The organism is Streptomyces sp. NBC_01352, from assembly GCF_036237295.1.
Lineage (GTDB): Bacteria > Actinomycetota > Actinomycetes > Streptomycetales > Streptomycetaceae > Streptomyces > Streptomyces plumbiresistens.
Genome location: NZ_CP108354.1, coordinates 7,608,460 through 7,632,376, shown reverse-complemented (window position 1 = coordinate 7,632,376; position 23,917 = coordinate 7,608,460). Strand labels below are relative to the sequence as shown.

The 23,917-nt window shown below is 70.4% G+C and carries 26 protein-coding genes and 1 other RNA gene; 9 read left to right on the top strand and 18 right to left on the bottom strand.

Features of this window, described 5'->3' with window-relative positions; all coding sequences use genetic code 11:
* Positions 1-126 precede the first annotated feature (126 nt).
* Positions 127-1,356, bottom strand: coding sequence for an outer membrane protein assembly factor BamB family protein (locus OG252_RS35420; protein WP_329341283.1), 1,230 nt, complete (start codon positions 1,354-1,356; stop codon positions 127-129).
* 379 nt (positions 1,357-1,735) lie between these two features.
* Complete coding sequence (locus OG252_RS35415; protein ID WP_329341282.1) at positions 1,736-2,302, bottom strand: ATP-binding protein; 567 nt, start codon at positions 2,300-2,302, stop codon at positions 1,736-1,738.
* 147 nt (positions 2,303-2,449) lie between these two features.
* On the opposite strand from OG252_RS35415, the gene OG252_RS35410 reads away from it, so the two are divergent.
* The 4 genes from OG252_RS35410 (at position 2,450) to OG252_RS35395 (ending at position 4,621) form a co-directional block, all read left to right on the top strand.
* Complete coding sequence (locus OG252_RS35410) at positions 2,450-3,376, top strand: helix-turn-helix domain-containing protein (protein ID WP_329341280.1); 927 nt, start codon at positions 2,450-2,452, stop codon at positions 3,374-3,376.
* Entirely contained in the window at positions 3,373-3,588 is a 216-nt protein-coding gene (locus OG252_RS35405; protein WP_329341278.1) for a DUF397 domain-containing protein, read from the top strand. Before OG252_RS35410 ends, OG252_RS35405 begins: the two co-directional genes overlap by 4 nt.
* 64 nt (positions 3,589-3,652) lie before the next feature.
* Positions 3,653-3,898: a hypothetical protein gene (locus OG252_RS35400; protein WP_329341276.1), complete on the top strand. Its 246-nt coding sequence runs from the start codon at positions 3,653-3,655 to the stop codon at positions 3,896-3,898.
* 138 nt (positions 3,899-4,036) lie between these two features.
* Positions 4,037-4,621 carry an HD domain-containing protein gene (locus OG252_RS35395; protein WP_329341274.1) on the top strand — a complete coding sequence of 195 codons (585 nt, stop codon included), beginning with the start codon at positions 4,037-4,039 and terminating at the stop codon, positions 4,619-4,621.
* Positions 4,622-4,720: 99 nt separating this feature from the next.
* Here the strand turns inward: OG252_RS35395 and OG252_RS35390 are convergent, their stop codons facing one another.
* Positions 4,721-5,725, bottom strand: coding sequence for a hypothetical protein (locus OG252_RS35390; RefSeq protein ID WP_329341272.1), 1,005 nt, complete (start codon positions 5,723-5,725; stop codon positions 4,721-4,723).
* Positions 5,726-6,097: 372 nt separating this feature from the next.
* Between OG252_RS35390 and OG252_RS35385 the strand changes: the two genes are divergently transcribed.
* Complete coding sequence (locus tag OG252_RS35385) at positions 6,098-7,990, top strand: DUF2075 domain-containing protein (protein ID WP_329341270.1); 1,893 nt, start codon at positions 6,098-6,100, stop codon at positions 7,988-7,990.
* A gap of 162 nt (positions 7,991-8,152) precedes the next feature.
* Here OG252_RS35385 and OG252_RS35380 read toward each other — a convergent pair whose 3' ends face one another.
* The 6 genes from OG252_RS35380 to OG252_RS35355 form a co-directional block, all read right to left on the bottom strand.
* Positions 8,153-8,542, bottom strand: a complete 390-nt coding sequence (locus tag OG252_RS35380) for a hypothetical protein (protein WP_329341268.1) — start codon at positions 8,540-8,542, stop codon at positions 8,153-8,155.
* A 206-nt stretch (positions 8,543-8,748) separates the two neighbouring features.
* Positions 8,749-9,152: RNase P RNA component class A (gene rnpB, locus OG252_RS35375), an RNA gene on the bottom strand.
* 18 nt (positions 9,153-9,170) lie between these two features.
* Positions 9,171-10,118, bottom strand: a complete 948-nt coding sequence (locus OG252_RS35370; RefSeq protein ID WP_329341267.1) for a DMT family transporter — start codon at positions 10,116-10,118, stop codon at positions 9,171-9,173.
* A gap of 18 nt (positions 10,119-10,136) precedes the next feature.
* The gene (locus OG252_RS35365; protein ID WP_329341264.1) at positions 10,137-10,961 is read right to left on the bottom strand and encodes an AraC family transcriptional regulator; all 825 of its coding nucleotides are present in this window, start codon (positions 10,959-10,961) and stop codon (positions 10,137-10,139) included.
* Between the two features lies 1 nt (position 10,962).
* Positions 10,963-11,532 (bottom strand): Uma2 family endonuclease, encoded by a 570-nt coding sequence (locus OG252_RS35360; protein ID WP_329345262.1) that lies wholly within the window; start codon positions 11,530-11,532, stop codon positions 10,963-10,965.
* Positions 11,533-11,692: 160 nt separating this feature from the next.
* Positions 11,693-13,138: an RNB domain-containing ribonuclease gene (locus OG252_RS35355; protein WP_329341262.1), complete on the bottom strand. Its 1,446-nt coding sequence runs from the start codon at positions 13,136-13,138 to the stop codon at positions 11,693-11,695.
* A 77-nt stretch (positions 13,139-13,215) separates the two neighbouring features.
* On the opposite strand from OG252_RS35355, the gene yaaA reads away from it, so the two are divergent.
* Positions 13,216-13,998 carry a peroxide stress protein YaaA gene (gene yaaA, locus OG252_RS35350; protein ID WP_329341260.1) on the top strand — a complete coding sequence of 261 codons (783 nt, stop codon included), beginning with the start codon at positions 13,216-13,218 and terminating at the stop codon, positions 13,996-13,998.
* 83 nt (positions 13,999-14,081) lie between these two features.
* Positions 14,082-14,705: a bifunctional 4-hydroxy-2-oxoglutarate aldolase/2-dehydro-3-deoxy-phosphogluconate aldolase gene (locus tag OG252_RS35345; RefSeq protein WP_329341258.1), complete on the top strand. Its 624-nt coding sequence runs from the start codon at positions 14,082-14,084 to the stop codon at positions 14,703-14,705.
* Positions 14,706-14,722: 17 nt separating this feature from the next.
* Here OG252_RS35345 and OG252_RS35340 read toward each other — a convergent pair whose 3' ends face one another.
* The 3 genes from OG252_RS35340 to OG252_RS35330 are packed head-to-tail and all read right to left on the bottom strand — an operon-like array spanning position 14,723 to position 17,752.
* A complete protein-coding gene (locus tag OG252_RS35340) occupies positions 14,723-16,090 on the bottom strand; it encodes a bifunctional RNase H/acid phosphatase (RefSeq protein WP_329341256.1) in 1,368 nt (455 codons plus the stop codon).
* Between the two features lie 55 nt (positions 16,091-16,145).
* Entirely contained in the window at positions 16,146-16,889 is a 744-nt protein-coding gene (locus OG252_RS35335) for a zinc ribbon domain-containing protein (RefSeq protein WP_329345260.1), read from the bottom strand.
* Positions 16,886-17,752, bottom strand: a complete 867-nt coding sequence (locus OG252_RS35330; RefSeq protein WP_329341254.1) for a Nif3-like dinuclear metal center hexameric protein — start codon at positions 17,750-17,752, stop codon at positions 16,886-16,888. The genes OG252_RS35335 and OG252_RS35330 overlap by 4 nt, the downstream gene beginning before the upstream one ends.
* A 188-nt stretch (positions 17,753-17,940) precedes the next feature.
* On the opposite strand from OG252_RS35330, the gene OG252_RS35325 reads away from it, so the two are divergent.
* Positions 17,941-19,158, top strand: coding sequence for a hypothetical protein (locus OG252_RS35325; protein WP_329341251.1), 1,218 nt, complete (start codon positions 17,941-17,943; stop codon positions 19,156-19,158).
* 98 nt (positions 19,159-19,256) lie between these two features.
* Positions 19,257-19,427, top strand: a complete 171-nt coding sequence (locus OG252_RS35320; RefSeq protein WP_329341249.1) for a hypothetical protein — start codon at positions 19,257-19,259, stop codon at positions 19,425-19,427.
* A 71-nt stretch (positions 19,428-19,498) separates the two neighbouring features.
* Here OG252_RS35320 and OG252_RS35315 read toward each other — a convergent pair whose 3' ends face one another.
* The 6 genes from OG252_RS35315 to OG252_RS35290 form a co-directional block, all read right to left on the bottom strand.
* Positions 19,499-20,515, bottom strand: coding sequence for a carbohydrate kinase family protein (locus OG252_RS35315; protein ID WP_329341246.1), 1,017 nt, complete (start codon positions 20,513-20,515; stop codon positions 19,499-19,501).
* Positions 20,508-20,750 carry a hypothetical protein gene (locus tag OG252_RS35310; protein WP_329341244.1) on the bottom strand — a complete coding sequence of 81 codons (243 nt, stop codon included), beginning with the start codon at positions 20,748-20,750 and terminating at the stop codon, positions 20,508-20,510. Before OG252_RS35310 ends, OG252_RS35315 begins: the two co-directional genes overlap by 8 nt.
* Before the next feature lie 8 nt (positions 20,751-20,758).
* Positions 20,759-21,649 carry an alpha/beta hydrolase gene (locus tag OG252_RS35305; protein ID WP_266440229.1) on the bottom strand — a complete coding sequence of 297 codons (891 nt, stop codon included), beginning with the start codon at positions 21,647-21,649 and terminating at the stop codon, positions 20,759-20,761.
* Between the two features lie 206 nt (positions 21,650-21,855).
* A complete protein-coding gene (locus OG252_RS35300; protein ID WP_329341241.1) occupies positions 21,856-22,797 on the bottom strand; it encodes an aromatase/cyclase in 942 nt (313 codons plus the stop codon).
* A 49-nt stretch (positions 22,798-22,846) separates the two neighbouring features.
* The gene (gene fabG / locus OG252_RS35295) at positions 22,847-23,626 is read right to left on the bottom strand and encodes a 3-oxoacyl-ACP reductase FabG (protein WP_266440225.1); all 780 of its coding nucleotides are present in this window, start codon (positions 23,624-23,626) and stop codon (positions 22,847-22,849) included.
* A gap of 17 nt (positions 23,627-23,643) precedes the next feature.
* The gene (locus OG252_RS35290; protein ID WP_266440223.1) at positions 23,644-23,913 is read right to left on the bottom strand and encodes an acyl carrier protein; all 270 of its coding nucleotides are present in this window, start codon (positions 23,911-23,913) and stop codon (positions 23,644-23,646) included.
* Between the last annotated feature and the right edge of the window lie 4 nt (positions 23,914-23,917).

The window sequence follows — 23,917 nt, the reverse complement described above, 5'->3', positions numbered from 1 at the left end:
CGACGGCCCGGGGGCCGAGTCGGTGACACCGCGCCGCGGTCACCGGGGCGGGGCGGCGCGGTGCGGTGCGGTGCGGTGCGGTGCGGTGCGGTGCGGTGCGGTGCGGTGCGGTTGGAGTTTCTCGGCTCAGACGGCCGGCAGCGCGTACAGCCGCTTGCCGTGCATCACGGCCAGCCGCTTGCCCGCCGCGACCACATACCACTTCTGGTTGTCACCGGTGTTGTCGTTGTACGTCCAGCGCAGCTTCCCGGTCGCCGTGTCGAAGGCGTGCACGCCGCCGTTCTTGTCGTGCTCGGTCGCGCCGTACAGCGTGCTGCCCACCTTGGCGTACTGCCACGCCTCAGCGGCCGAGCCCACCAGGTCCTTGTTGTGCCAGATCCCTTTGCCCGTACCGGCGTCCACCGCCCACATGCCGTACGCGCTGTCGGAGGCGTAGAGCACCCCGTCCAGGACCTGCGGATCGTTGAACCAGGTGGCCTTCTCATTCGCCAGCGACCAACGCTCCGTGCCCGAGGCCAGCGCGAACGCCCGCAGCCGCTGCCCGTCCGGCACGATCATCAGGTCCTCGTGCACGGCGAAGCGGTAGTAGTTGGACCTGCCGATCTTCTTCGTCCAGAGCTGCCGGCCCGTCGTCGTGTCGCGGACGGTCACGTTCTTCCGGAAATCGGTGTACGCGAGCCGCCCGCCGACGACCGCGGCGGTGATGCCGAACTCCTCGGTCCCCGTGTCACGCTTCTCACGCCAGACGACCTTGCCGGAGGTGGTGTCGATCGCGGCGATCACGTTGGTCGGCGACGAGAGGTCCTCCTCCAAGATCCCGGCGAGGACGTAGACATGCCGGTCGTCGGCCGCGATGGGCCGCGGCTGCTCGTACTCCTTGCCCAGGCGGCTGCGCCAACTCTCCTTCCCCGTGGCCGGATCGAGCCCCACAACATCACCGTCGTACTCGGCACTGGCGAGATAGAGCGTCCCACCGCCGATGATCAGCTTGGCACCGGGAATGGCGACGCCCGCCCGTGACCACGTCTCCTCGCCACTGACGACGTCCCGCCCCACCAACGGGTCACCCGACACCACAACCGTGTCCCCGACGACCGCGAACGCGTGGATCCCGGCCAGGTTGTCGTTGCCTGTCTCCTGTCGCCACAGCGCCTTGGGCGCGGCACCCGGGGACGGGGTGGCAAACGCGTCACCGCCCTTGTCTCCGGCGGCAGTTGTGCCACCGTCCGACACGTCCGTTTCCCCCTCGGGGCCGCACCCCCACGCCCCTGCCCCCAGTACGGCCAACCCGAGCCCCGTCCCGGCCAGCCTGAACGCCTGCCTGCGCGACAGCACGTGCTCGTCCCGTCGATCCATGCCTGTTCCCCGTTTCCCCGTTGTCGCCCGGATATCGCCAACGCCCCCTCGGACGTCTCGAGCCCGGTCAGGCTAGCCGTCGAATTTCGGCCAGCCGCCGGACGGTACCCAACCGGGACGCGTCCGTGAAACTCCTGTCACACAAGATCAACGACTCGTGGTTTCCCGGCGTCGCGCCTGTCCGTGACAGGAAGGTCCCGCACGGTCCTGCCGTAACCTTCACGGCCGGCTCCTGGGCATCCGTCACAGGTAAGTTGAGGTCGGAATGGCGACCGTCCCCCATCCCGCAGCCCGCCCAACTCTCCGCGCCACCACTCCACCTGCCCGAACCCTCCCCCGTCCCCTCCACGTGATCGGCAAGCTCAGGCGACGCCCGCTCTCACCGAGGCTGCGGCCGCCGCTCCGCGACCGTGTCGGTCCCGTACCCGTTCGCCTCAGGAGCTGTTCTCCCGGGGAGGACGTACTCCGCCCAGACGGTCTTGCCCGGACCGTCGGAGCGCGGGCGCCAGTCCCAGCGCGCAGCCAGACGCGATACGAGGAGCAGCCCACGGCCCGTCTCTTCGGTACCAGCGATGTCGGGGACAGCGGGGCGCCGGGGGATGAGTTCGGCACGGGTGTCGGTGACCTCGACGCGGACGGTGCAGCCGTCGGCCGGGGCGTGCACGCGGAGGTGAAAGTCGCGACCGGGAACATGGCCGTGCCGCACGGCGTTCGCGGTCAACTCAGCCACGATCAGCACGATCTCGTCATGGTGTGTGGCGTCGTACGGGATGCCCCACGCGTCCAGGCGTACAGCCGTCAGGCGGCGGGCGAGTCGGGCACCGCGGGGTGTGGAGGTGAAGCGCATCTCGAAGGTGCGGTCGCTGAGGGGTTCTGGCGCCGAGATCAAGTGTGGTGTGAGAGCGGTGAGTTGAGTGGGGGTGGGGCTGTCGGGCTTGGTCGTCATGCCGATAACGGTGCCCTTGGTGGCGTAGCGTGACCAGTGGTGACGCACCGACGCGTACCCGCTGTACGCGCGGTGTCGGTACGAGTACGAGGCGCGCGGCGTTACGACGTTCCCTGCGGGGGCGTTGGGCCGGGGAGGCGGTGGTCGATGACGGATGTTTCGGCGAGTACGGCGGCAGGGGCCGAGGTAACGCCAGTCGGTGACGGCGAGAGGGTCGTAAGTCTCGGGGGCGGTTGGGAGAACGACGACGGGGGCGGGCAACGGCCGGAAGGCGATGCCGGGCGGGGCGTCGTCACGGCGTTCGGGCAGACCATGAAGACGCTGCGGGTGCGGGAGGGCATGGAGCGGGAGGAGTTCGGGAGGCAGCTCGGTTATTCGGCGGCCACGATCGCGTCGTTCGAGCAGGGGCGGAGGATTCCGTCGCCTCGGACGATCGAGCGGGCGGACGAGGTGCTGAGGGCGAGCGGGTTGCTTTGCCTGTGGAAGGAGGAGGTGGAGCGGGCTCAGTACCCGGTGTTCTTTCAGGGGATGGCGGCGCTGGAGAAGGAGGCCATCGAGCTGCTTTCGTACAGCGCACTCGTGTTCAACGGCCTGGTTCAGACCGAGGAGTACATGAGGGCCCTGCTCGCCATGCGGCGCCCGCCCCTGGACCAGGAGACGATCGAGCAGCGGGTGACCGCGCGGCTGACTCGACAGGACATCTTCGACCGACGACCCGCACCGCTGCTGAGTTTCGTAATCGACGAGGCGGTGTTGCGGCACCGGTATGGCGGCAAGGACGTGTTGCGGGGACAGCTGGAGCATCTCCTCCTGATCGGCCAGAAGCGGAACGTCGAGATCCAGGTCATGCCCCTCGACTGCGAGGACAACGCGGGCGTGAACGGTCCGTTCACGGTCGTCACGCGGAAGGACGGCAAGAAGTTCGTGTACGCCGAGACCCACGCAACCAGCACTCTTGAGACCGACCCGGAACAGACGGTTCTCGCCGCTGCCCGCTATGGGATTATCCGCTCACAGGCTCTCAGTCCGCGAGAGTCACTGGAGTTCATCGAAGGGTTGCTGGGATCGCTATGAACATCGCTGAGTCCTCGACCGCCGCATCCGCCCTCGCCTGGTTCAAGAGCAGCTACAGCGGAACCGAAGGCGGCGAATGCGTAGAGGTCGCGGCCAGTACGGCAGTTGTGCACGTCCGGGACTCCAAGGCCGACGCTGGCCCCGTCGTCACGGTGTCGCGTAAAGCGTGGGAGGGGTTCGTCGGGCCGGCCTCGTCGAGGCGGCGCGTCTGACGCTCGTACGATCGCGAGAGCCCTGCCGGTTCCTGTCGGACGGTAGGGCTCTCGTGCAGGCGGGGTGCCGGGTCCAGCCGTCGACTTCTCGCGGAGTCGAGGCCGCCAACCTGAACTACTGGCGTACTGGGTTGGCGGAGCGCAGCGGCTGGGACTGTCCGACGAATTCATCGCCGACCGCACGCCCGGACCGTGGACCGGCCACAAACTCCTGCCGCACCTCATCCAGGGCTTGGTGCCGCACCACGGCTACGTCGACCTCAACATCCACACCATGTGGTCACTGCTGCAGATCCGCCCCAAATGCTGATCCGGCACGGTGGCTCAGGCCCTACGCGACCGCCTCGGTGATGTTGGATAGTTCGTGTGCTCTCGCCACGCGGTCGACGGGAGTTGGAAAGCATCCAGTACGCGATCCGCCTCGCCGAGGCGTGAGAGGAGCCCCACGGTGTCCGAGGACCTGACCGCCGTTGCCCGTTTCCTGTACGAGGCGGGGACCCTGAAGAACACCGTTCGCACCGGATGGTGGATGGCCGGCGTAAAGCACCCCGAGTCGGTCGCCGAACACTCCTGGCGCACCGCCCTCATCGCCACGATCATCGCGAAACTGGAGGGCGCAGACCCGGCCCGGGCCGCATTCCTCGCCGTCTGGCACGACTCCCAGGAGACCCGCACCGGAGACGTCAATCACCTCGGCAAGAAGTACACCGCCGGAGAAGCCGACCCACGCGGCATCACCGCCGACCAAGTCGTCGGCATGCCCGAACTCTTGGCCGAGGCTGTGCGTGACCTGATCGCCGAGTACGAGGCCAAGGAGTCCCCGGAAGCAATCTGCGCGCGGGACGCGGACAAGTTGGAGTGCATGATCCAGGGCATCGAGTACAGGTCACAGGGCTATCAGCACGCGCAGCGCTGGATTGACAACAGCCGTGGCCGTCTGACGACCAAGACCGCCAACGTGCTGGCGGACGCAGTGCTGAAGACCGGCTCACTGGACTGGCTCCGCACAGCGCTCGGCGAGAAGCAGAGCTGAAGCCAAGTGGCTGCGGCAGAGCTGTGGAGTACGGACCGCTGGGTCGTGGACCGGTTGGCCTCGAAGGACCCGTGTGCTGCCGACGCAGAGCGAACGCAGTCAGTTGTTGACCTGATCCGGCGTCAAAGCTCCCAGCTGGAAAGTGTGTGAACGATGCCACGCGTAGTACTGCTCCCGCTCCGTTGTCCACCACGCAGTGGAGCGGTCAGCCAGGTGCTCCTCTATGTACTTGGCCACGGGCGGCGCGCTGGCTGCGACGGGGCTGATCCTGAGCTGCCCTCCTTCCTCGACAGCGACGAAGCCGTATTCAAAGAGGCTGTCGCAGCCGAGAAGGCACGCAAGCATGGCAACGTTGTTGAGGTCCCATCGCTCTTCCTCGCTGCACGCCGACCGCTTCTTTATGTGCGCAGCAACCAGAAAGGCTCGCGGCAGAGTACGCCCGCAGAGCGCGCACTCGCCTTCTGTGCCGGGCAAAAGCGCCTTCTTCAGCCGCCCCTGTTCCGCACGTCGTTGAGCGTCTGCGGCTGCGTCCGAGGGGCCGTAGGGAGGCGTCGTAGGCTCCTCCGAGCCCGGGAGCAGACTTCCATGGATGCTGTCCTCGAACCCCACCAGGTCTGTGAGGATCGCGCCGTCCGTTTCTCGTAGAGCAACGAATCCTTGAATGTTGCGGTTGGGGTTCCAACTCAGCAGAGAGCGAATCTCCTCCATCGGGAAGTCAATTCCTCGCACTCCGGTCAAGGCGTACATGTACTCCCACGTCTGCTCCGTCCTGTCGTCAACTCCCCAAAGACGGTGTGCAAGAGCCGGGTTGTGCCAGGTCAAAGCCACGGTACCAACGAGGTAGAGGCGTTTACTGCCAGAGAAGAAGACGACGTCTCCGGGCTGCATCTTGCGGATCTGCGGCAGATTAGCGTCGCCGATGCCTGGTGTGACGCCCCATATTTGCGCTTGGCCGGACGGGAAGAGTCCACTCAGCGTCTGCATGACCTGGGTGTCGATGAGGTCCGCATGGCTCGTCAGTTGAACAGGTTGCAGGATGGTTTCTTCGTAGTGTTCACGAACGGCTGGCCGCTTCAGACTCGCTGGTTGAGCAAAGACGGTCACGAAGTGTTCCCCTCATGGTCCGGGCACCGCCAACGGCGCCGAGTGGCGATCAGTTAGTACGTTTATCAGCTCACACTGACAGGCCCTCACTTGTAGGGGGGTGTGAGTACGCATCTGCCGTGCCCCTGCGCCGTTGCAAGGAGTTCGGACGCAAGGCATTGGCCGGAGTAGCGGCCCCTCAGACCGCGCCACCCTCCGCGCTCCACCTGACCGAACCCTTCCCCGTCCCCTCCACGTGATCGACACGCTCACCTAGGATGGCAAGCACCATCTCAGCGGCCCGACGGGCTTCCTGATCCGCCAGCGCGGCGGACGTCAAAGGACATGCCCCCACCCGCACGAGTCTTCTTCGTGCTGCATGGGGGCGTTTTCTTGCTGTTCCGTGAGTCCGCGGCGTCCGTGGCCGCCCGCATCCTCGAAGGGTCGCTGGCGCTGCATCTGACCGAGAACTTCCGTCACCAGCACGGTCGTAGCCCCGCACAAGCGGAAATACGGTCCTGGGAACGCAGCCTCCCCGCGCTCGTCAACGCGCTGATCGAGGTCGGGCTCGACGACGTGGAGGTCCTCGTCGAGTACAGCCTGCCGCTCACCAGCAAGCGCGCGGACGCCGTACTCGCCGGCGTGCACCCCACCACAGGCGAGCCGTCGTACGTCGTCGTGGAACTCAAGCAGTGGAGCGCGGCCTACCCGGAGGAGGACGAGCCGCTGCTGTGCCGAATCGACGCGTACGCACAGCCCGTGCTCAACCCGATCGAGCAGGTGCGGGGCTACTGCGAGTATCTGCTGTCGTTCAACGGGGCGTTGGAGCGGATGCCCAACTCGCTGGCCGGCGTGGCCTTCCTGCACAACGCGACCGAGTTCCAGATCGCGGGGCTGAGGAGCGTCGAGGAGAACCAGCACGGTCGGATGTACACCGGGGAACAGCGCGGCGCCTTCCTCGAATTCCTGCGCTCGCGGCTAGCCGCGAAGCCGGGCGCACACGTGGCCGACGTACTGCTCGACGCCAAGGTACGGCCGTCGAAGCAGCTGATGTCCGTCGCGGCAGCCGAGATCCGCGACCGCGAGCAGTTCGTACTCATCGCCGAGCAGCGGGTCGCGTACGAGAAGGTGATGTCCGCAGTCCGCAAGGCCAAGCGCGGCAACCACAAGCAGGTGATCGTGGTGACCGGCGGTCCCGGATCCGGCAAGAGCGTCATCGCGCTGTCGGTCCTGGGCGAGCTGTACCGCCGCGGAGTACCCGCGCTGCACGCGACCGGGTCGGCGTCGTTCACCAAGACGATGCGCAGGGTCGCGGGGCACAAGAAACGTGAAGTGCAGCAGCTGTTCATGTACTTCAACAGCTTCATGGACGCCGAGCCCAACGACCTCGACGTACTCATCTGCGACGAGGCCCACCGCCTGCGGAAGACCTCCGCCAACCGTTACACCAAGGCGGCGCTCCGTACCGGACGCCCTCAGGTGGCGGAATTGATCGACGCGGCCCGGGTCCCCGTGTTCCTGCTCGACCAGCACCAGGTGGTGCGGCCCGGCGAGATGGGAACCCGACAGGAGATCGAACGGGCCGCCGCCGCGGAGGGTCTCGACTGCACGGTGGTGGAACTGGACGGCCAGTTCCGCTGCGGCGGCAGCGACGCGTACGAGAAGTGGGTCATCGACCTGCTCGGCCTGGACGGCGGCGCCCCCAGCCAGTGGGAGCCGGACGGCAAGCTGCAACTGCTCACCGCCGAAACCCCGCAGGAACTGGAGGACTTCCTCGTCGCACGCCGAGAGGAGGGCTACGGCGCCCGCATGTCGGCCGGCTACTGCTGGAAATGGACCACGAAGATCACCCCTGACATGACGACACTCCCCGAAGACGTCGTGATCGGCCAATGGTCCCGCCCCTGGAACCTCTACGGCGACCGCTCCGCCCTCGGCGCACCACCCGCCCCTCTCTGGGCCACCGACCCGGCCGGCTTCGGCCAGGTCGGCTGCGTCTATACGGCACAGGGCTTCGAGTACGACTGGTCCGGCGTGATCATCGGCCCCGACCTGGTCTGGCGAACGGACCGCTGGGTCGTGGACCGCTCGGCATCGAAGGACCCGTCTTTCACCAAGGCCACGCCGGACGAGGATGTCGACCGGCTCATCCGCAACACGTACAAGGTGCTGCTGACGCGGGGGATGGTCGGGACGATTCTGTACTCGACGGACGCGGAGACTCGCGAGAAGCTGCGGTCGCTCATTCATCCAACATCTCGGGCCGAGGTGCCGGAACTCGTGTAGTTCGGCGTGGGCGAGGGATGGTCAGCCGTTGGCGCCGGGCGGTGAAACGCCGGGTATGTGTGATCGTCGGCTGCCCGCAAGGCTCGTCCGGTGTCGATGCCGCCTCATCAGAGGCGGTGTGGGATCTGGGGGTGCGGTGGGTGGTGGATGTAGGACTGACTTTCACCCGCCCGTCACAGCAGGAACGATCACTGCTGCAATAGCCGAAAGTAGGCCTCCCACAGCCAGGAGGGCATTGAACTTTTCCTTCGGCGTCGGGAAGACCGCACGGCCCACGTCTCCCACCTTGCTGCGCAGAACGATCATCTTCAGCTTTTGCCAACGATGCTGGCGGTTCCGACACCCCATCAGAATGCCGTAGGCGTTATTACGGCAGTAGGTGCGCCCGTCTCGGTTGACCGCTCCGCACCAGACCGGCACCTGGAAGGACGCGTAGGCCGAGACTGCGACCGACAGAGCAACAATGATTGGTAACGACCACCGCTGGCTCCACGCGACGATGAGAGCTGCAACCGCGATGTATCCCCAGTACAGACGCACAGCTTTCCCCATGGGAACGCACAGTAGCGGCACATGCACAAAGGCAGCAGAAGAGATCGAGACACAATAGGTTGTGTGGAGTCAAGCGCCCCTACAGAGCCATAAACAGGGTCGAGTTGCAGGTAGGAACTTCTGGGAGCTTACAGATAGAGAAGGGAAGCGCCCAGACACAGCTAGGGTTCCACCCGGGCCATAAGCCAAGGCCAGAACCCCAGCGGCAGACGAGTCGGGCTATACGCCGGGTTCTGTCGCCCGACCGCCTCGCGGCGGCCGGGGAGACGGCCATCCATCTAGGGTCGGCGTTGCCGCCGGCCTCGTGCGGTCTACCCGCGGACTCGGGCGGGCAGCCCTCGAACGTCCGCGCAGAGCGCTTTTTACGGCGCTCCTTTTGACCTTGCTCCGGGTGGGGTTTACCTAGCTGCCCAGGTCACCCTGGGCACTGGTGGTCTCTTACACCACCGTTTCACCCTTACCCAGCGCCGAGGCGCTGGGCGGTTTGTTTTCTGTGGCACTTTCCCGCGGGTCACCCCGGGTGGCCGTTAGCCATCACCCTGCCCTGTGGAGCCCGGACGTTCCTCGGGAAGCCCCCTGAGGGACTTCACGCGGCCGTCCGCCCGGCTCGTCTGCCGTGTGGACCATGTTACCGGGCGCGGGCCTCGCCTCTGTCCGGCCGGGCGCCCGGCGGCTCGCCACTGGGGTTGCGCAGCGCAGGGCGCGCGCCCTGCCTCGGCGCCGCGGCCGAAGTCGCCAGCACCGACCCCGCCAAGATCAGCGTGAACGCCGCCACGATGCCCGCCGTCAGTCGCTCGTCCAGGAAGATCGCGCCCGCTGCCACCGCGACCGCCGGATTGACGTACGTGAAGACCGTCGCGCGGGTCGGGCCGACCTCCTTGATCAGCTCCAGGAAGGCCACGAAGGCGACCGCGGTGCAGACCACGCCCAGGGTGGCCAGCGCGGCCAGGACCGAGGGGGTGGGCATCGTCGACGGCCAGGTCACCGCCGCCGCTGGGGCGTAGACCAGGGCCGCGAGGGCCAGGCAGGGGGCGATGAGCTGGAGGGTCGGGACGTCCTTCAGGTAGCGCGCGGCGATCAGGGGGGCCGTCGCGTAGCCGATCACCGTCACCAGGACCTCCGCCAGGGAGCGGGCGTCGCCGCCGGTCAGGTGCGGGACCGTGAGGACTCCGACGCCGGTCAGGCCCAGGCCGAGACCGATTGCCCGCCTGACCCCCAGCCTCTCCGTGTCTCCGAAGAAGCGGGCCAGGGCCACTCCTACGATCGGGACGCCGGCGATCAGCAGGCCCGCTGTCGAGCTGGAAAGGTGGCGTTCCGCGTCGGTCAGGGTCCACCAGGGGCCGATGATCTCGATGCACGCGAAGGCCAGCATCGGGCGCCAGTGGGTCCGAACGGTGGTGGGCAGGCCGCCCTGGCGTATCGCGAAGGGCAGGAGCAAGGCCGCGCCCAGCGCGCAGCGCGTGAACACCACCATCGACGGGGACAGCGGGGCGTCCACCGCCACCTTGATCATCAGGTAGGGGATGCCCCAGACCACTCCCATCAGGGAGAACAGAAACCAGCCGCGTGCAGTCATGCGGCCATGTTCGCCAGGTCAGCGGCGGCCGTCTTGAACGCTGTTGCGGTACGCCGCCGGGGTGACCCCGAGGACCCGCCGGAACCAGCGGGTGAGGTGGGCCTGGTCGGCGAAGCCCACCAACCCCGCGACCTCGGCCGGCTTCAGTCCGGAGTCGAGTAGTCCGCGGGCTCGGTGTACTCGGTGCTGCGCCAGCCAGGCGTACGGGGGTATCCCCATCGTCGTACGGAAGGCTCGGAGGAGTTGGTAGCGGGACAGGCCCTGCTCGGCGGCGAGGAGGGCGAGGGAGGGGGGTTCGAGGAGCTCGTCGGCCAGGCGGTCCCGTACGGCGTGGGCGATGTGGGCGGCGCCTGGGAGGGCGTCGTCAGAAGCGCGGGCCGTGGAGTGGCGGCGGGCCAGTGCCGTGAGCAGCCAGGGGAGGCGGGACTCCGTCTCCAACGGGTCGGGGCAGGCGCTCAGTTCGGTGTGGGCGCGGCTGAGAGCGGCGGCCAGTTCGGGGTCGTCGAGGAGGGGCTCGGGGAAGTGCGGGAGGCCGTCGCCGAGGGTGCCTTCGGTGAGGAGGGAGGGGTCGGGGTACAGGGCGCGGTAGGCGTAGCCGTCGGAGGCGGCGGGGCGGCCGGTGTGCATTTCGCCGGGGGCCAGTACGACGATCGAGCCCGGGCCGGGGCGGAGGTGGTCGCCGCGGTAGTCGATGACCTCGGAGCCGCCGACGCAGATGCCGATGCTGAACTGCTCGTGCGTGTGCGAGGCGTAGACGTGGCGGTCGAAGCGGGCGGTGAGCAGGTCGAGCGGGGGGCCGCAGCGGCCTAGGCGTGCCCTGGTCCACTGGGCCTGCTCACGCATGTCAGAGGAGGTCCGTTGTGTCCAGGTCGAAGGCGAAGGGCTCGGGGAGGGCGAGCGGCTTGCCAAAGGGGAGGGTGCAGTGCTGGCGGTAGTCGTCCTTCTCCGGGTCGCTGAACAGCGTGATCGAGGAGGCGTCGCGGTCGACGAGCAGATAGAAGGGGACGCCTCCGCGGGCGTAGCAGCGGCGCTTGGCCTCGCGGTCGGCCACCGGCTTGGTCGATGTCACCTCGACCACCATGGCGACGCCCTCGCACGGCATCCAAGAATCGGCGCCCCGGAAGAGCAGCAGGTGCGCGGGCGCGAAGGTGACGTCCGGAATCACGTGGTTCTTCGGGCAGGCGTCCCCGCTCTTCAGCCTCAGGCCTTTGTTCCCGGAGAAGTCCATGTCGGTCCCGGACCGCCGGATTACCTGCTTCGCGATCCGGCTGATGTAGTGCTCGTGCTCCCCGTCCGGCGGCGGCGTCACAACGATCTCCCCCTCGATCAACTCGGCCCGGAAACCCTCAGGGGTGTCCAGGGCGAGAAAGCCCTCCAGCAGGACCTCCGCCTGTGTGAGCGGCTCATGGGCCATGGCAGTCATGTCACGCCCCTCCTTCGGTCGCTCGCCAGACTGGGACATCGGCTGATCACCTGTCCGTGAGATCGGGAACCGTTCCCTCGATCGTGGCACAGGACCGCCGCCCTCGTCAGGCACCGGGCCCGCGTCCTTGACGCTGCCGCGGCGTCAGCGTTCAGGCAGGCGCGAAGCGCACTTTCGCCCCCGGCGGTTCCGGATCCGCCCGCGTGAGCCGTACCCGCAACCGCTCCCCCAGCGGCAACGCGGCTCCGCCGCCCTCGATGCGGCCGATGATCGCCGGGGACTCCAACTGCACGGTGCCGACGCTGGGTTGACGCTCCTCCACGTCCACCACGCAGCCGTCGAACACCTCCCCCACCCGGTCCTTGAGCAGCGCGGCCTCGACGATGTCGACGCACCCGCGCTCGACGGCCCCCGCGCGCCGGGCGCCGTCGGCCATTTCCTTGCGCAGTACGTCGAGCGAGGCGAGGACCCACTCGGGCGGTTCCTCGCCGGCGGCGGCCGCGAGGCAGAGCTCCGACGCGTACCGGTCGACGAGGCGGCGCAGGGGGGCCGTGCAGTGGGCGTAGGGGGCGGCGACGGCGGCGTGGGTGGTGATGTCCGGGAGTTGGCCGTCCCGGAAGGGTGTGTAGCCGGCGCCGCGCAGGAGGGTCGTGCACTCCTGGAGGAAGGCCGCGTGGTGCGGGCGGTGCGGGTCGAGGGAGCGGACGAGCTGGGCGTACGAGACGTGGTGCGGCCAGTCGATGTGCAGGGCGTGGGCGGTACGGCGGAGGCGGCCGACCGCGCCGTCGGGGGCGGCGGGGAGGGTGCGGAGGACTCCGGTGCCGTTGGCGATCATCAGGTCCGCCGCCGCCATTCCGGTGAGCAGGGAGATCTGCGCGTTCCAGCCGTCGGCGGGGAGCGGAGCGCGGAAGGTCAGCTCGTAGGTGTGGTCCCGGTCGATGATCTCCTGCTCGGGCACGTTGAGCGAGATCCCGCCGCGGTCGACCTCCAGGCCCTCCCGCAGCTCGCCGATCTCCTTGAGGAGCGCGAGCGGTTCCTCGGCGGTGCCGGAGTCGATCTGCTTCTGTACGCCCGCGTAGTCGAGCTTGGCGCGGCTGCGGACCAGGGCCCGGCGGACGTCGACGGCGAGCGTACGGCCGTCCGCGTCGAGGTCGATCGTCCACAGCGCGGCCGGGCGGATCTGGCCGGGGAGGAGGCTGGCGGCGCCCTCGCTGAGCACGGGCGGGTGCAGGGGGATCTTCTCGTCGGGGAAGTAGAGGGTGGTCACCCGGCGGTGGGCCTCCGTGTCCACGGCCCTGCCGGGTACGACGAAGGCGGCTACGTCGGCGATGGCGTACCGGACGCGGTAGCCGGTGCCCTGCCGGGACAGGTGCATCGCCTGGTCCAGGTCGATGGAGGCGGGCGGGTCGATGGTGAACAGGGGGAGGTCGGTGGCGTCGTACGAAGGGAGGGTGGGCGCCTTCGTCGACCGCTCGGCCCCGGCGAGCACCTCGGGCGGGAAAATCTCGGGCACGCCGAGTTCGGTGCGCAGTGCGGTGAGGGCGGCCCGGAGGGGGGCTTCGGGGGCGCCGGACACGCGGATGTGGCGGCGGGGCATGTGTCGAGCGTAGGGCGGGGGCGGCCCAGGGGCACGCCGTACGCTGTTCCGGAGTTCAACCGAAGGAGATCGATCCCGTGCTTGTCCTGCTGCCGCCCTCCGAAGGCAAGGCCTCCTCCGGCCGCGGCGCCCCGCTGAAGCTGGAGTCGCTGTCGCTGCCGGGGCTCACCGCCGCCCGTGAGGCCGTACTCGACGAGCTGGTCGAGCTGTGCGTGGGGGACGAGGACAAGGCGCGCGAGGTGCTCGGGCTGAGCGAGGGGCTGCGGGGCGAGGTCGCGAAGAACGTGGAGCTGCGGACGGCGGGGGCGCGGCCCGCCGGGGAGGTCTACACGGGGGTGCTGTACGACGCCCTCGGCCTGGCGACCCTGGACGCCGCCGCGAAGAAGCGCGCCGCCCGCTCGCTGCTCGTCTTCTCGGGGCTGTGGGGGGCCGTCCGCGTGACCGACCGCATCCCCTCCTACCGCTGCTCGATGGGTGTGAAGCTGCCCGGACTCGGGGCGCTGGGCGGGCACTGGCGTACGGCGATGGCGGCGGCGCTTCCCGAGGCGGCCGGGGCCGGGCTGGTGCTGGACCTGCGGTCCTCGGCGTACGCGGCCGCGTGGAAGCCGAAGGGCGAGCTCGCCGGGCGGACGGCGACGGTACGGGTGCTGCACGCGCCGACCCGCAAGGTCGTCAGCCACTTCAACAAGGCGACGAAGGGGCGGATCGTACGGAGTCTGCTGTCGGCCGGGATCTCGCCCAAGGGGCCGGCGGAGCTGGTGACGGCGCTGCGGGATCTGGGGTACGAGGTGGAGGCGGCGGCGCCCGGAAGGGCGGGGGCCGCGCGGGCGCTGGATGTGCTGGTGGACGAGGTGCACTGAGCACCCACGCGACGCCGCGGCAGGTTGTTGCAGCATGTGCAACAGTCTTTGCGTATGCTGCACGCCGCGTGCAGCATGACGCCATGGCCCCCTCCCTCCTGGACCTCGCCCCCGTCGTGCCCGTCGTCGTCATCGAGGACGCCTCCGACGCCGTGCCACTCGCCCGGGCGCTCGTCGCCGGAGGGCTGCCCGCGATCGAGGTGACGCTGCGGACGCCGGTCGCGCTGGACGCGATCCGGGCGATCGCCGGGGAAGTGCCGGATGCGGTGGTGGGTGCGGGGACCGTGCTGACGCCGGAGCAAGTGGCGGAGTCGGTGGCGGCGGGGGCGCGTTTTCTCGTCAGCCCGGGCTGGACGGACGTACTGCTGGAGGCGATGCGGGCGTCCGGGGTGCCGTTCCTGCCGGGGGTGTCGACCACGTCCGAGGTCGTGGCGCTGCTGGAGCGCGGGGTGCGGGAGATGAAGTTCTTCCCCGCGCAGGCGGCGGGCGGGACGGCGTATCTGAAGTCGCTGTCCGGGCCGCTTCCCCAGGCCCGCTTCTGCCCGACCGGCGGGATCGGTCCGGCCAACGCGGCCGAGTACCTGTCGCTCCCCAATGTGGGGTGCGTGGGCGGGACTTGGATGATCCCGGACGACGCGGTGGCGGCGCGGGACTGGGGGCGGATCGAGGAGCTGGCCCGCGCGGCGGCGGGCCTTCGCGCCCTCTAGTCAGCCGCACTCTCCAGTCAGCGCAGGTGGGACGTGTCGTTGAGGAGCCGGACGCTGGCGTTGCCGTCCGCGTAGTACGCCACCGCCGACAACGAGGCCGCCGACAGTTCCATGCGGAACAGGGACTCGGGCGGAGCGCCGAGGGCGAGCCGTACGAACGTCTTGATGGGCGTGACGTGGGTGACGAGCAGGACCGTGCGGCCCGCGTACGCCGCGACCAGCTTGTCCCGGGTGGCGGCGATCCGGGTGGCGGTCGCCGCGAAGCTCTCGCCGCCGCCGGTGGGTTCCGCGTCCGGGTCGGCCAGCCACTTGGTCAGGTCGTCCGGGTAACGCTCGCGCACCTCGCCGAAGGTGAGCCCCTCCCAGGCACCGAAGTCCGTCTCGCGAAGCCCGTCCTCGATGGTCACCTCGAGCCCGAGGAGGGCGGCGACGGCCGCGGCGGTCTCCCGGGTACGGGCGAGGGGCGAGGCGACGATGTCCTGAATGGTGCCGCGCCGGGCGAGCGCCGCGGCAACCCTCTCGGCCTGCTCCAGCCCGATGTCGGAGAGGGAGGGATCGCTGCCGCCGCTCCCCGAGAACCGCTTCTGGGGCGTCAGCGGCGTCTCCCCGTGCCGGAGCAGCACGAAGGTGGCCGGCGCGCCCATGTCGGCGGCCGCCCACCCGGGCGAGGCGACGACCTGCGCGGCCCGCACATCGGCGTCTTCCTTCGCGGCGCCCACACCGACACCCGCCTTCGTTGCTCCGCCGCCAAGAGACTCCACTGCTCCGCTGCCCGGAGAGTCCGCCGCTCCGCGGCGGGAAGAAGTGGGCGCGGCCATCGCGGCACGCGCCCGCGCCGCCCCCGCAGCCGCGTCCCCCGGCGGACCGGACGGACCCGATGGACCCGACGGCTCAGGAGCAGCCACCGTCCTCGCCGCCGCCCTCGCCGCACGCACGTCCAGCTCGGCCGTGGAGGCCGCGGCCGACCACTGCTCCCCCCGCTTCCCCGCGTCCATCGCCTCGTTGGCCAGCCGGTCGGCGTGCTTGTTCTGCTCCCTGGGGATCCACTCGTAGGTCAGCTGGGAGGCCGGGAAGATGCGTGCCGCCTCCGCCGCGAGCGGCCTCATGTCAGGGTGCTTGATCTTCCACCGGCCCGACATCTGCTCGACGACGAGCTTGGAGTCCATGCGGACGTGGACCTCGGCCGTGGGGTCGAGCTCATGTGCCGCGCGCAGGCCGGCCACCAACCCCCGGTACTCGGCGACGTTGTTCGTGGCGACGCCGAAGTACGCGGCCGCCTCGACGAGGGTCTCCCCCGTCGCCGCGTCGATCACGACGGATCCGTAGCCCGCGGGCCCCGGGTTGCCCCGTGACCCGCCGTCGGCCTCGACGATGAACTCCCGCACGCCCAAAACCCCTTACCGAATCCCCGAAGCCCCGACGCCCCGAAGCCCCGAAGTCCTAGAGACCCGACTCGGACGTACGCACCAGGATGCGACGGCAGTTCTCGCAGCGGACGACCGTGTCGGGCGCCGCCGAGCGGATCTCGTTGATGTCGGTGATCGCGAGCTCCTGGCGGCAGCCCTGGCAGGTGCGCTGGTACAGCTTGGCCGCGCCGACGCCGCCCTGCTGCGCACGCAGCTTGTCGTAGAGCTTGATCAGGTCGGCGGGGATCACGCCGGCGAGGACCTCGCGCTCCTTCGTCGCGGTCGCCGCCTCGCTGTCGAGCGTCTCGAAAGCGGCGTCCCGGCGGGCCGTCGCGTCGTCGATCTTCGACTCGACGGAGGCGACCCGCTCGGTCAGCTCGGCGGCCCGCTCCTGCGCGGACTCGCGGCGCTCCATGATCTCGAGGACGACGTCCTCCAGGTCGCCCTGGCGCTTGGCGAGGGAGGCGATCTCGCGCTGGAGGTTCTCCAGGTCCTTCGGCGAGGTGACCGCGCCGGAGTCCAGGCGCTGCTGGTCGCGGGAGGCGCGCTGGCGCACCTGGTCCACGTCCTGCTCGGCCTTGATCTGCTCGCGGGCGGTGTCGCTCTCCTCGGTCTGCGCTGCCACGAGGAGGTCGCGCAGCTGGGTCAGGTCCTTGGTCAGCGCCTCGATCTCGGCGTGCTCGGGCAGCGACCTCCGCTTGTGGGCGATCTGCTGGAGACGGACGTCGAGGTCCTGGAGGTCGAGCAGGCGGATCTGGTCGGCAGGCGCGGCGTTCAGTTGGGGGCTCCCAGGTTTTCGGTGGTGGTGACGGACGCCGCGTGGGCGGTCCAAGGGTCGGTGACCGTCTTGGAGACGTGGACGCGAAGGTCCCATCCGTTGCGGTCGGAAATCTCGTCGAGCTGGGCGGCGGCCAGCTCGCACCAGGGCCATTCGGTGGCCCAGTGCGCGGCGTCGAGCAGCGCGAGGGGACTGTGGGCGTGATCCGCGATGAACTCCGACGCCGGGTGGTGGCGCAGGTCCGCGGTGAGGAAGGCGTCGACGCCGGCCGCGCGGACGTCTTCGAACAGGCTGTCGCCGGAGCCGCCGCTCACGGCGACCGTGCGGAGGACGGCCTCGGGGTCGCCGGCCACCCGGATGCCCTGCGCGGTCGCGGGCAGCCGCTCGGCGGCGCGGGCGGCGAAGTCCCTCAGGGACAGCGGGTGGTCCAGCTCGCAGATGCGGCCGAGGCCCTGGCGGCCGGACGGATCGGCCGGGTCCGGCACCAGGGGACGTACGACACGGAGGTCGAGCGCGCCGGCGAGGGCGTCGGAGACGCCGGGGTCCGCCTTGTCCGCGTTGGTGTGGGCGACGTGCAGCGCGATGTCGTTCTTGATCAGCGTGTGCACCACGCGGCCCCTGAAGGTGGAGGCCGCGACCGTCGTCGTACCGCGCAGATAGAGGGGGTGGTGGGTGACCAGCAGGTCGGCTCCCAGCTTCAGCGCCTCGTCGACGATCTCCTGGACCGGGTCGACGGCGAAGAGGACGCGCGTGACCTCCTGGTCGGGGTCGCCCACGACGGTGCCGACCGCGTCCCAGGACTCGGCCCGCGCGGCGGGCCACAGGTTCTCCAGCGCGGTGATGACTTCAGACAGACGGGGCACGAGCAAAAGGCTACCTGTCTGTACTCCCCCGCTGAACCGGTACCGCCGTCGGTGGCCCCGCCCAGCACAGTCGCCCCGGGTTCCTCAGGCGAATCGTTCCTGGGCCACACCTTTGTGTGAAGTGACTGCCCGCCCGTCCCACGTCCGTGCGTACGAAAACTACCTTCGTCGCCGGAGGTGACCAGACGATGACGGCCTGTGCGATCGAGCCTGCGGCGGACGACGCGGATGGTGCCGCGCGGCCGGAGTGCACCATCACGGCGGACGGCGCCTACGCGGCCCGCCTCGCGCTGGACGGCGACTCCTGGTTCCCGGAGCGCTGGACGCTGGACGGCCCCGAGCCGTACGCGGTGCCGCTGCCCGGCAACCAGCCGGAGGAGCCCGGCACCGAGGTCCAGCCGATGGGCGACGGACGGGTCCTCATCCGGCGGCTGGCCGACGGACGGCACACCTTCTCGCTCCTGTACCCGACCGGCCCCGGCACCGGCGAGCTGCCACTGGGCGCGGTCGAGTGCCCTGACGAGGGCAGTCGGCTGCGGCTGCTGCCGCCCGCGCCGGGCGGCGAGCGGGCGTACGGCCTCGCCGTGGGGCGGCGCTCCAGCGCGGTGTGGCTGGTGGCGGGCGGCGCCTTCGGTCCTGAGCACCTCGCGGAGATCCCGGGGCGCTGTTCGGGCGGGGTGTGGCTGGACCACGCCGGGCGGATGCTGGCCCTCGACCGGGAGGTCGGCGGCCGCACGAAGACCGTCGTGGTCGACCTGGAGCGTGGTGGCGAGGTCTCGCCGCTGCTGCAGATCGCGGCGGACAGCGACGACCGGCTGCTGCTCGCCGACCCGGACAGCGGGCTGCTGCTGATCCGTTCGGACGCGCCCTCGCCGGGGCAGGACCGGCTGGGCTGGGGGGTGCTGGGCAGCATGCTTCCGGTGCGCTTCCCGGAGTGCCTGCGAGTGCCCGACTGCACGGTGACGCCGTTCGCCATCCAGCCCGGGCAGGTGCTGACGCCGGAGAGCTGCGCGGTGGCGCTGCGGGTCGACGGCCCCCTCGGCAGCTGGGTCGGCGTGTGGCGGCCCGCCCGGCGCCGGATGCATCATCTCCCGGCGCCCGAGGGGTGGTTGGCGGGTGCCGGGCTGTGGACCGGGGACGGGGTGCTGCATCTGCCGTACGCGACGGCGGAGGCGCCGTGCGGGTTGGCGCGGGTGGCGGCGCCCTCGGGGGAAGCGGGGGACACGGGGAGGGCGGGGGACGCGGGGGACGCGGGGGCGGAGGGTCCGGTCCGGGACGGTACGGCTGCCGGGTCGACGTCGGACACGGCGTCGGGCGAGCCGTCGGAACCGGACCCTCCGAACCCGGTCGCGCTTCGTCCTGTGCCGCTTCAGGAAGCGCCGTTGGGGCGTCTTGTAACGAAGTAGTGGCGGTTGGCGTGCCTGCCTGGATTCGGGGCCCGGACCGCCGGTTAAACTCGCCCGGCTGTGAGCAAAAGATCATGTTGACGGGGTGAGTTTTTCCGATGAGTGACGCCAGCACGAACCAGCACACTGCCGACGTCCAGGAGTCCACCGGCCACGGCCGGCACCGGGGTCCGGTTTCGGTGCAGCACGACGGCGAGGCGGCCCAGGCGGCCCCCCGCGGCCGTCACCGCAAGCCGGTCGGGCAGACGAAGGCCGACAACGCGGCCTGACCAAGCCTCAGGCACCCGGCTCCTTTCGACGGTCCCCGGCATCGACAGATGCCGGGGACCGTCGCTTCGGGTCAGGGCGCGTCCGACCCTCGCCCACGCGCCTCTGTCAGCGTCCGGGCCACCGATGCCGCCTGCGGTCCGTAGGCCGCGGTGAGGGCGGACTCCAGGGTTTCCCGGTCGACGGCGTCCCCGTACATCTGCGGGCCGACGCTCTCCAGCGCGCACGTCGCCAGCGCCGAACCGGCCTGTGCGGCCCGCACGGTGTCGAGGCCGCGCACGGTCGCCGCGAGGAAGCCCGCACGGAACGCGTCCCCCACGCCGGTCGGATCCGTGGCGGACCGGGCGGGGACGGCGGCGATCTCCACCGGTGGCATGCCGGCGCGGTCGACACGGCAGCCCTTGGCGCCGTACGTGGTGATCCAGGTGTCCGTCTCGGCCAGTACCTCCGCCTCGGTCCACCCCGTCCTGTCGAGGAGCAGCGCGTGTTCGTACGCGTTGGTGAACAGGAACCGCGCCCCGCCGACGAGCCGTCGTACGGCACTGCCGTCCAGGCGGGCCAGTTGCTGTGCGGGGTCCGCCGCGAACGGGACGCCCAGCGCCCGGGCCGTGTCCGTGTGCCGCAGCATCGCCGCCGGCTGGTCGGCACCGATGTGGACGATTCCGGTGCCGCCGAGGCGCCGCACGGTGTCGGCGAGGTCGATCTCCACGGCCTCGTCCATCGCGCCCGGGTAGAAGGAGGCGAGCTGGTTGCCGTCCCGGTCGGTGGTGCACAGGAAGCGGGCGGTGTGCCGGGTCCGTGACGTGCGCACGGAGGCGAGGTCCACGCCGAGCGCGCCCAACCGCGCGGCGTACGGCTGGAAGTCGGCACCCACGGCGCTCACCAGCGCGGGCCGCAGACCCAGCAGGGCGAGTCCGTACGCGATGTTGGCGCCGACCCCGCCCTGGCGGATGTCGAGCGTGTCGACGAGGAACGAGAGGGAGACGTGGGCGAGTTGATCGGCCAGCAGCTGTTCCGTGAAGCTCCCGGGGAAGGTCATCAGGCAGTCCGTGGCGACGGACCCGGTGACGATGACGGGCTGCTCAGACATCGGTTGCCCGCGCGGTCGGGTGCACGGACAGGATGGCCGTGAGCAGGTCGCCCTGTCCGGCGCCGAGGTCGGCGGACACGGCGGCCGGGCCGGGGACCGCGTCGGACGGGGATGGAACCGCCCCGGGGACGAGGGGGCCGGGGTCCGGTTCGTTCACGCTCGGGGCGAACACACTCAGTGCGCCCAGCAGCGGATGGGCCCAGGAGTGCTCCGGTCGGGGAAGGGCGGTCGGCATGGTTCTCCTCACGGGCACGGGAGCGAGGGGGCCGGGCGGGGGTCGTGCAGGCAATCCTCCAGGAAGCCGAGGGCGCGCAGGTGGTAGGCGCGCGCCGCCCAGCCCAGACTGATGTTGTGGCCGGCGCCGGGCTGGTGTTCCGCCGTCACACGTCGTGCCCGAGCGAGTTGGAGTCGCAGGCGGGTCAGGGTGGGTGGGTCGTGGCGCCACCAGGACTCGTGCTCTCCGAAGGTGAAACGGACCGGTACCCGGATGCGGTCGGCCAATGCGGGCCAGGTCTCGGGCCAGCGGGCCGCGTCCCGCAGCTCCCGCTCCGGGACGGGGGCGACCACCGCCGCGCCGGCGCTGAACGTGCCGGGCGGGTACAGCCGCAGCGGGCCCCAGTTCCTCGACCAGTGCCCGCCCGGGCCGGCCGGCTCGTGGAGGTCGGCCGCGTAGGCGTTGCCGCATCCCGAGACGTCGACGCCGAGCAGCTCGGCCGGCGCGTCCGCGGCGAGCGCCAGCGCCACCTTGCCGCCGAAGGAGTGGGCGAGCAGGAACAGGCCCTCGCTGGTCCCGTACCGGGCGGCGAAGTCCCGCAGGGCGGCGCCCAGCGTGACCGCCTGCTCGGCGACGGACTGACCGTACGGCAGCCGTGCCGCCGACGCTCCGTATCCTGGCCGGTCGACGGCGAGTACCGCATGGCCCAGCTCCGTGGCGAGTCCGAGCAGGGACTGCCCGGGACACGCCCGGCCGTCGAAGTAGGCCGCGCGCATACCGGCCCCGTGCAGGGCGACGACCGTGGCCCGCGCGGTGCCGTACCGCGGGAGCGCGAGCAGGGCGGACAGCGGGACACCGTCGGCGTCGAGGGTGATCCGCCGCACGCCCGGTGAGCGGGTCTCCGTGGTGGGGACGGACAAGGGGGCGGCAGGGGCGAGCGGTTGGTCGGCGGAGGCGGGCGGCGGGGCGGGCGTGGGCAGTCGGCCGGCGGGCGCGGGCGGACGGTTCCTGGGCGCAGGCGATCGAGCCGCACGGCCGAGCCTCCGGTCACCGGGGGCGGGCAACCGGCCTGCCAGGACGGGGAGCCCGTCGGCAGGCGGAGACGGGCGGTCGGTCGGGGCCGGGCTCATCCTCGGCTCCGGGTCTCGGCATGCGTTTTGGCCGCGTTCAGGGTGGCCAGGCTGTTGGTGCTGAGGGCTGTCCGCACGTACTGGACGGCGTCCGGCACGGTCGTGCCGGGGCCGAGGACCTTCGTGATGTTCGCGGTGTGGACGACGAACGTGTGCTGGGAGGAGGCGGCGACCCCGTCCGCGGTCGGGCGGAACGTCCAGCGGCCGGTATGCAGGGTCATGAGGGCCGGCAGGGTGACCTGCTTGTACACGATCTTCCGGTCCGGGAAGGTCACCCGGTACGACTTCGTGGTGTGCGTCGACCCGTCCTTGGACCGGGTGTCCATCTCCAGGACCTGGAGGCCGGGCGTCTGTTCGGTGAACCGTACGAGGTCCACGTGCGGCAGCCGCTCGGGCCACAGGTGCGCCTGGTCGACGAAGTCGTAGAGGTCCCGTGCCGAGCCGGCCACCTGGACGGTGTCCTCGAAGGAGCAGACGAGGTCGCCGTCGGCCGGGTCGAGTTCGGCGTGTGCCTTGAGGGCGTCGAGTTCGGAGCGCGAGTTACGGTCGACGGCCTCGTCGATCCAGGCCAGTCCGGCCGCGTCCACCGCCCGGTAGGAGTGCAGCAGGCGTACCAGGGACTCGCCGGAGGAGAGGGGTTCGATCAGCCACGTGCCGCTCATGGCCGCCACCGGGGGTGTGCTGACCTCCTGGCGGAAGTCGACGCGCAGCCCGCCGGGGTCGAGGGTGCGCCGTGACGTCCAGCTCTTCACCTCGCTGCCGGCGGTGGCCCAGATGCGGATGCGTTCCTCGCGCTCGCCCCGCTCGACGTGTTCGACGTGGACGGTGGGCGGGAAGACACGCGGCCAGTCCGCCACGTCCGCCACGATGCGGTAGACGGTCTCGGCCGGTGCCGACACCTTGATCTCGTGTACGACCTCGCGCTGTTCGGACGGCACGACGGCCTCCTCGTACTCGTGGACGCGTCAAGACGTCCGGTTTCGGGGATCAGAAGTTGCCGAGTCCGCCGCAGACGTTCAGGGCCTGCGAGGTGATGGAGGCGGCGGTGTCGGACGCCAGGTAGCCGACCAGGCCCGCCACCTCTTCCGGGGTGGAGTAGCGGCCGAGCGGGATCTTCGCCTGGAAGCGTTCGAGGATCGCGTCCTCGCTGGTGGCGTGCAGGGTCGCGTAGTTCCTGCGGACGTGCTGGGCCATGGGTGTCTCGACGTAGCCGGGGCACACCGCGTTGACCGTGATGCCGGTGGGGGCCAGTTCGTTGCCGAGGGCCTTGGTGAAGCCGACGACGCCGTGTTTGGAGGCCGAGTACGGGGCTCCGAGCACCACGCCCTGCTTGCCCGCGGTGGAGGCGACGTTGATGATCCGGCCCCGGCTCGCGGCTCGCATGCCGCCGGTGTTGAGCACCTCGCGGGTGACGCGGAAGACGCTGTTCAGGTTGGTGTCGAGGACGTCTTCCCACAGTTCGTCGGTGAGGTCGGCGGTCACGCCGCCGCCCGCCCGGCCGGCGTTGTTGACCAGGACGTCGACCGGCCCGAACCGCTCGACGGCCGCCTCGACGAAGGCGCGCACCGACGCGGTGGACCGTACGTCGACGGGGGCGCCGGCGACATCGAGTCCCTGCTCGGCCAGTTCCTTGACGGTGGAGACGACGTTCTCGGCCGTACGCGCCCCGATGAACACCCGGTGGCCCTGCTCGGCCAGGAGACGGGCGACCGCGAGGCCGATGCCACTGGTGGCGCCCGTGACGAGGGCGGTCCGTTGCTGCTGCATGTGCTGCTCCCGGGGGCTCAGGCGGCGGCGGTCGCGCCGAGATGGGCGGCGACGGCGGTCACGAAGGAACGGGGGGTCGGCGCGTCGGAGAGGATCGACTCCTCCAGGGAGACGCCGTACTCGCGCTCGACGCGGCCGGCGGTCTCCAGCAGGGCCAGCGAGTCGTAGCCGAGCCGGCCGAACTCGGTGTCGAGGACGTTCTCGTCGAGTTCGATCCCCTCGGGGGCACCGGAGCCTTCGAGGAGGATGCGCTTGAGGTCGGTGAAGGTGAACGTGGCGTGCGGCATGAGG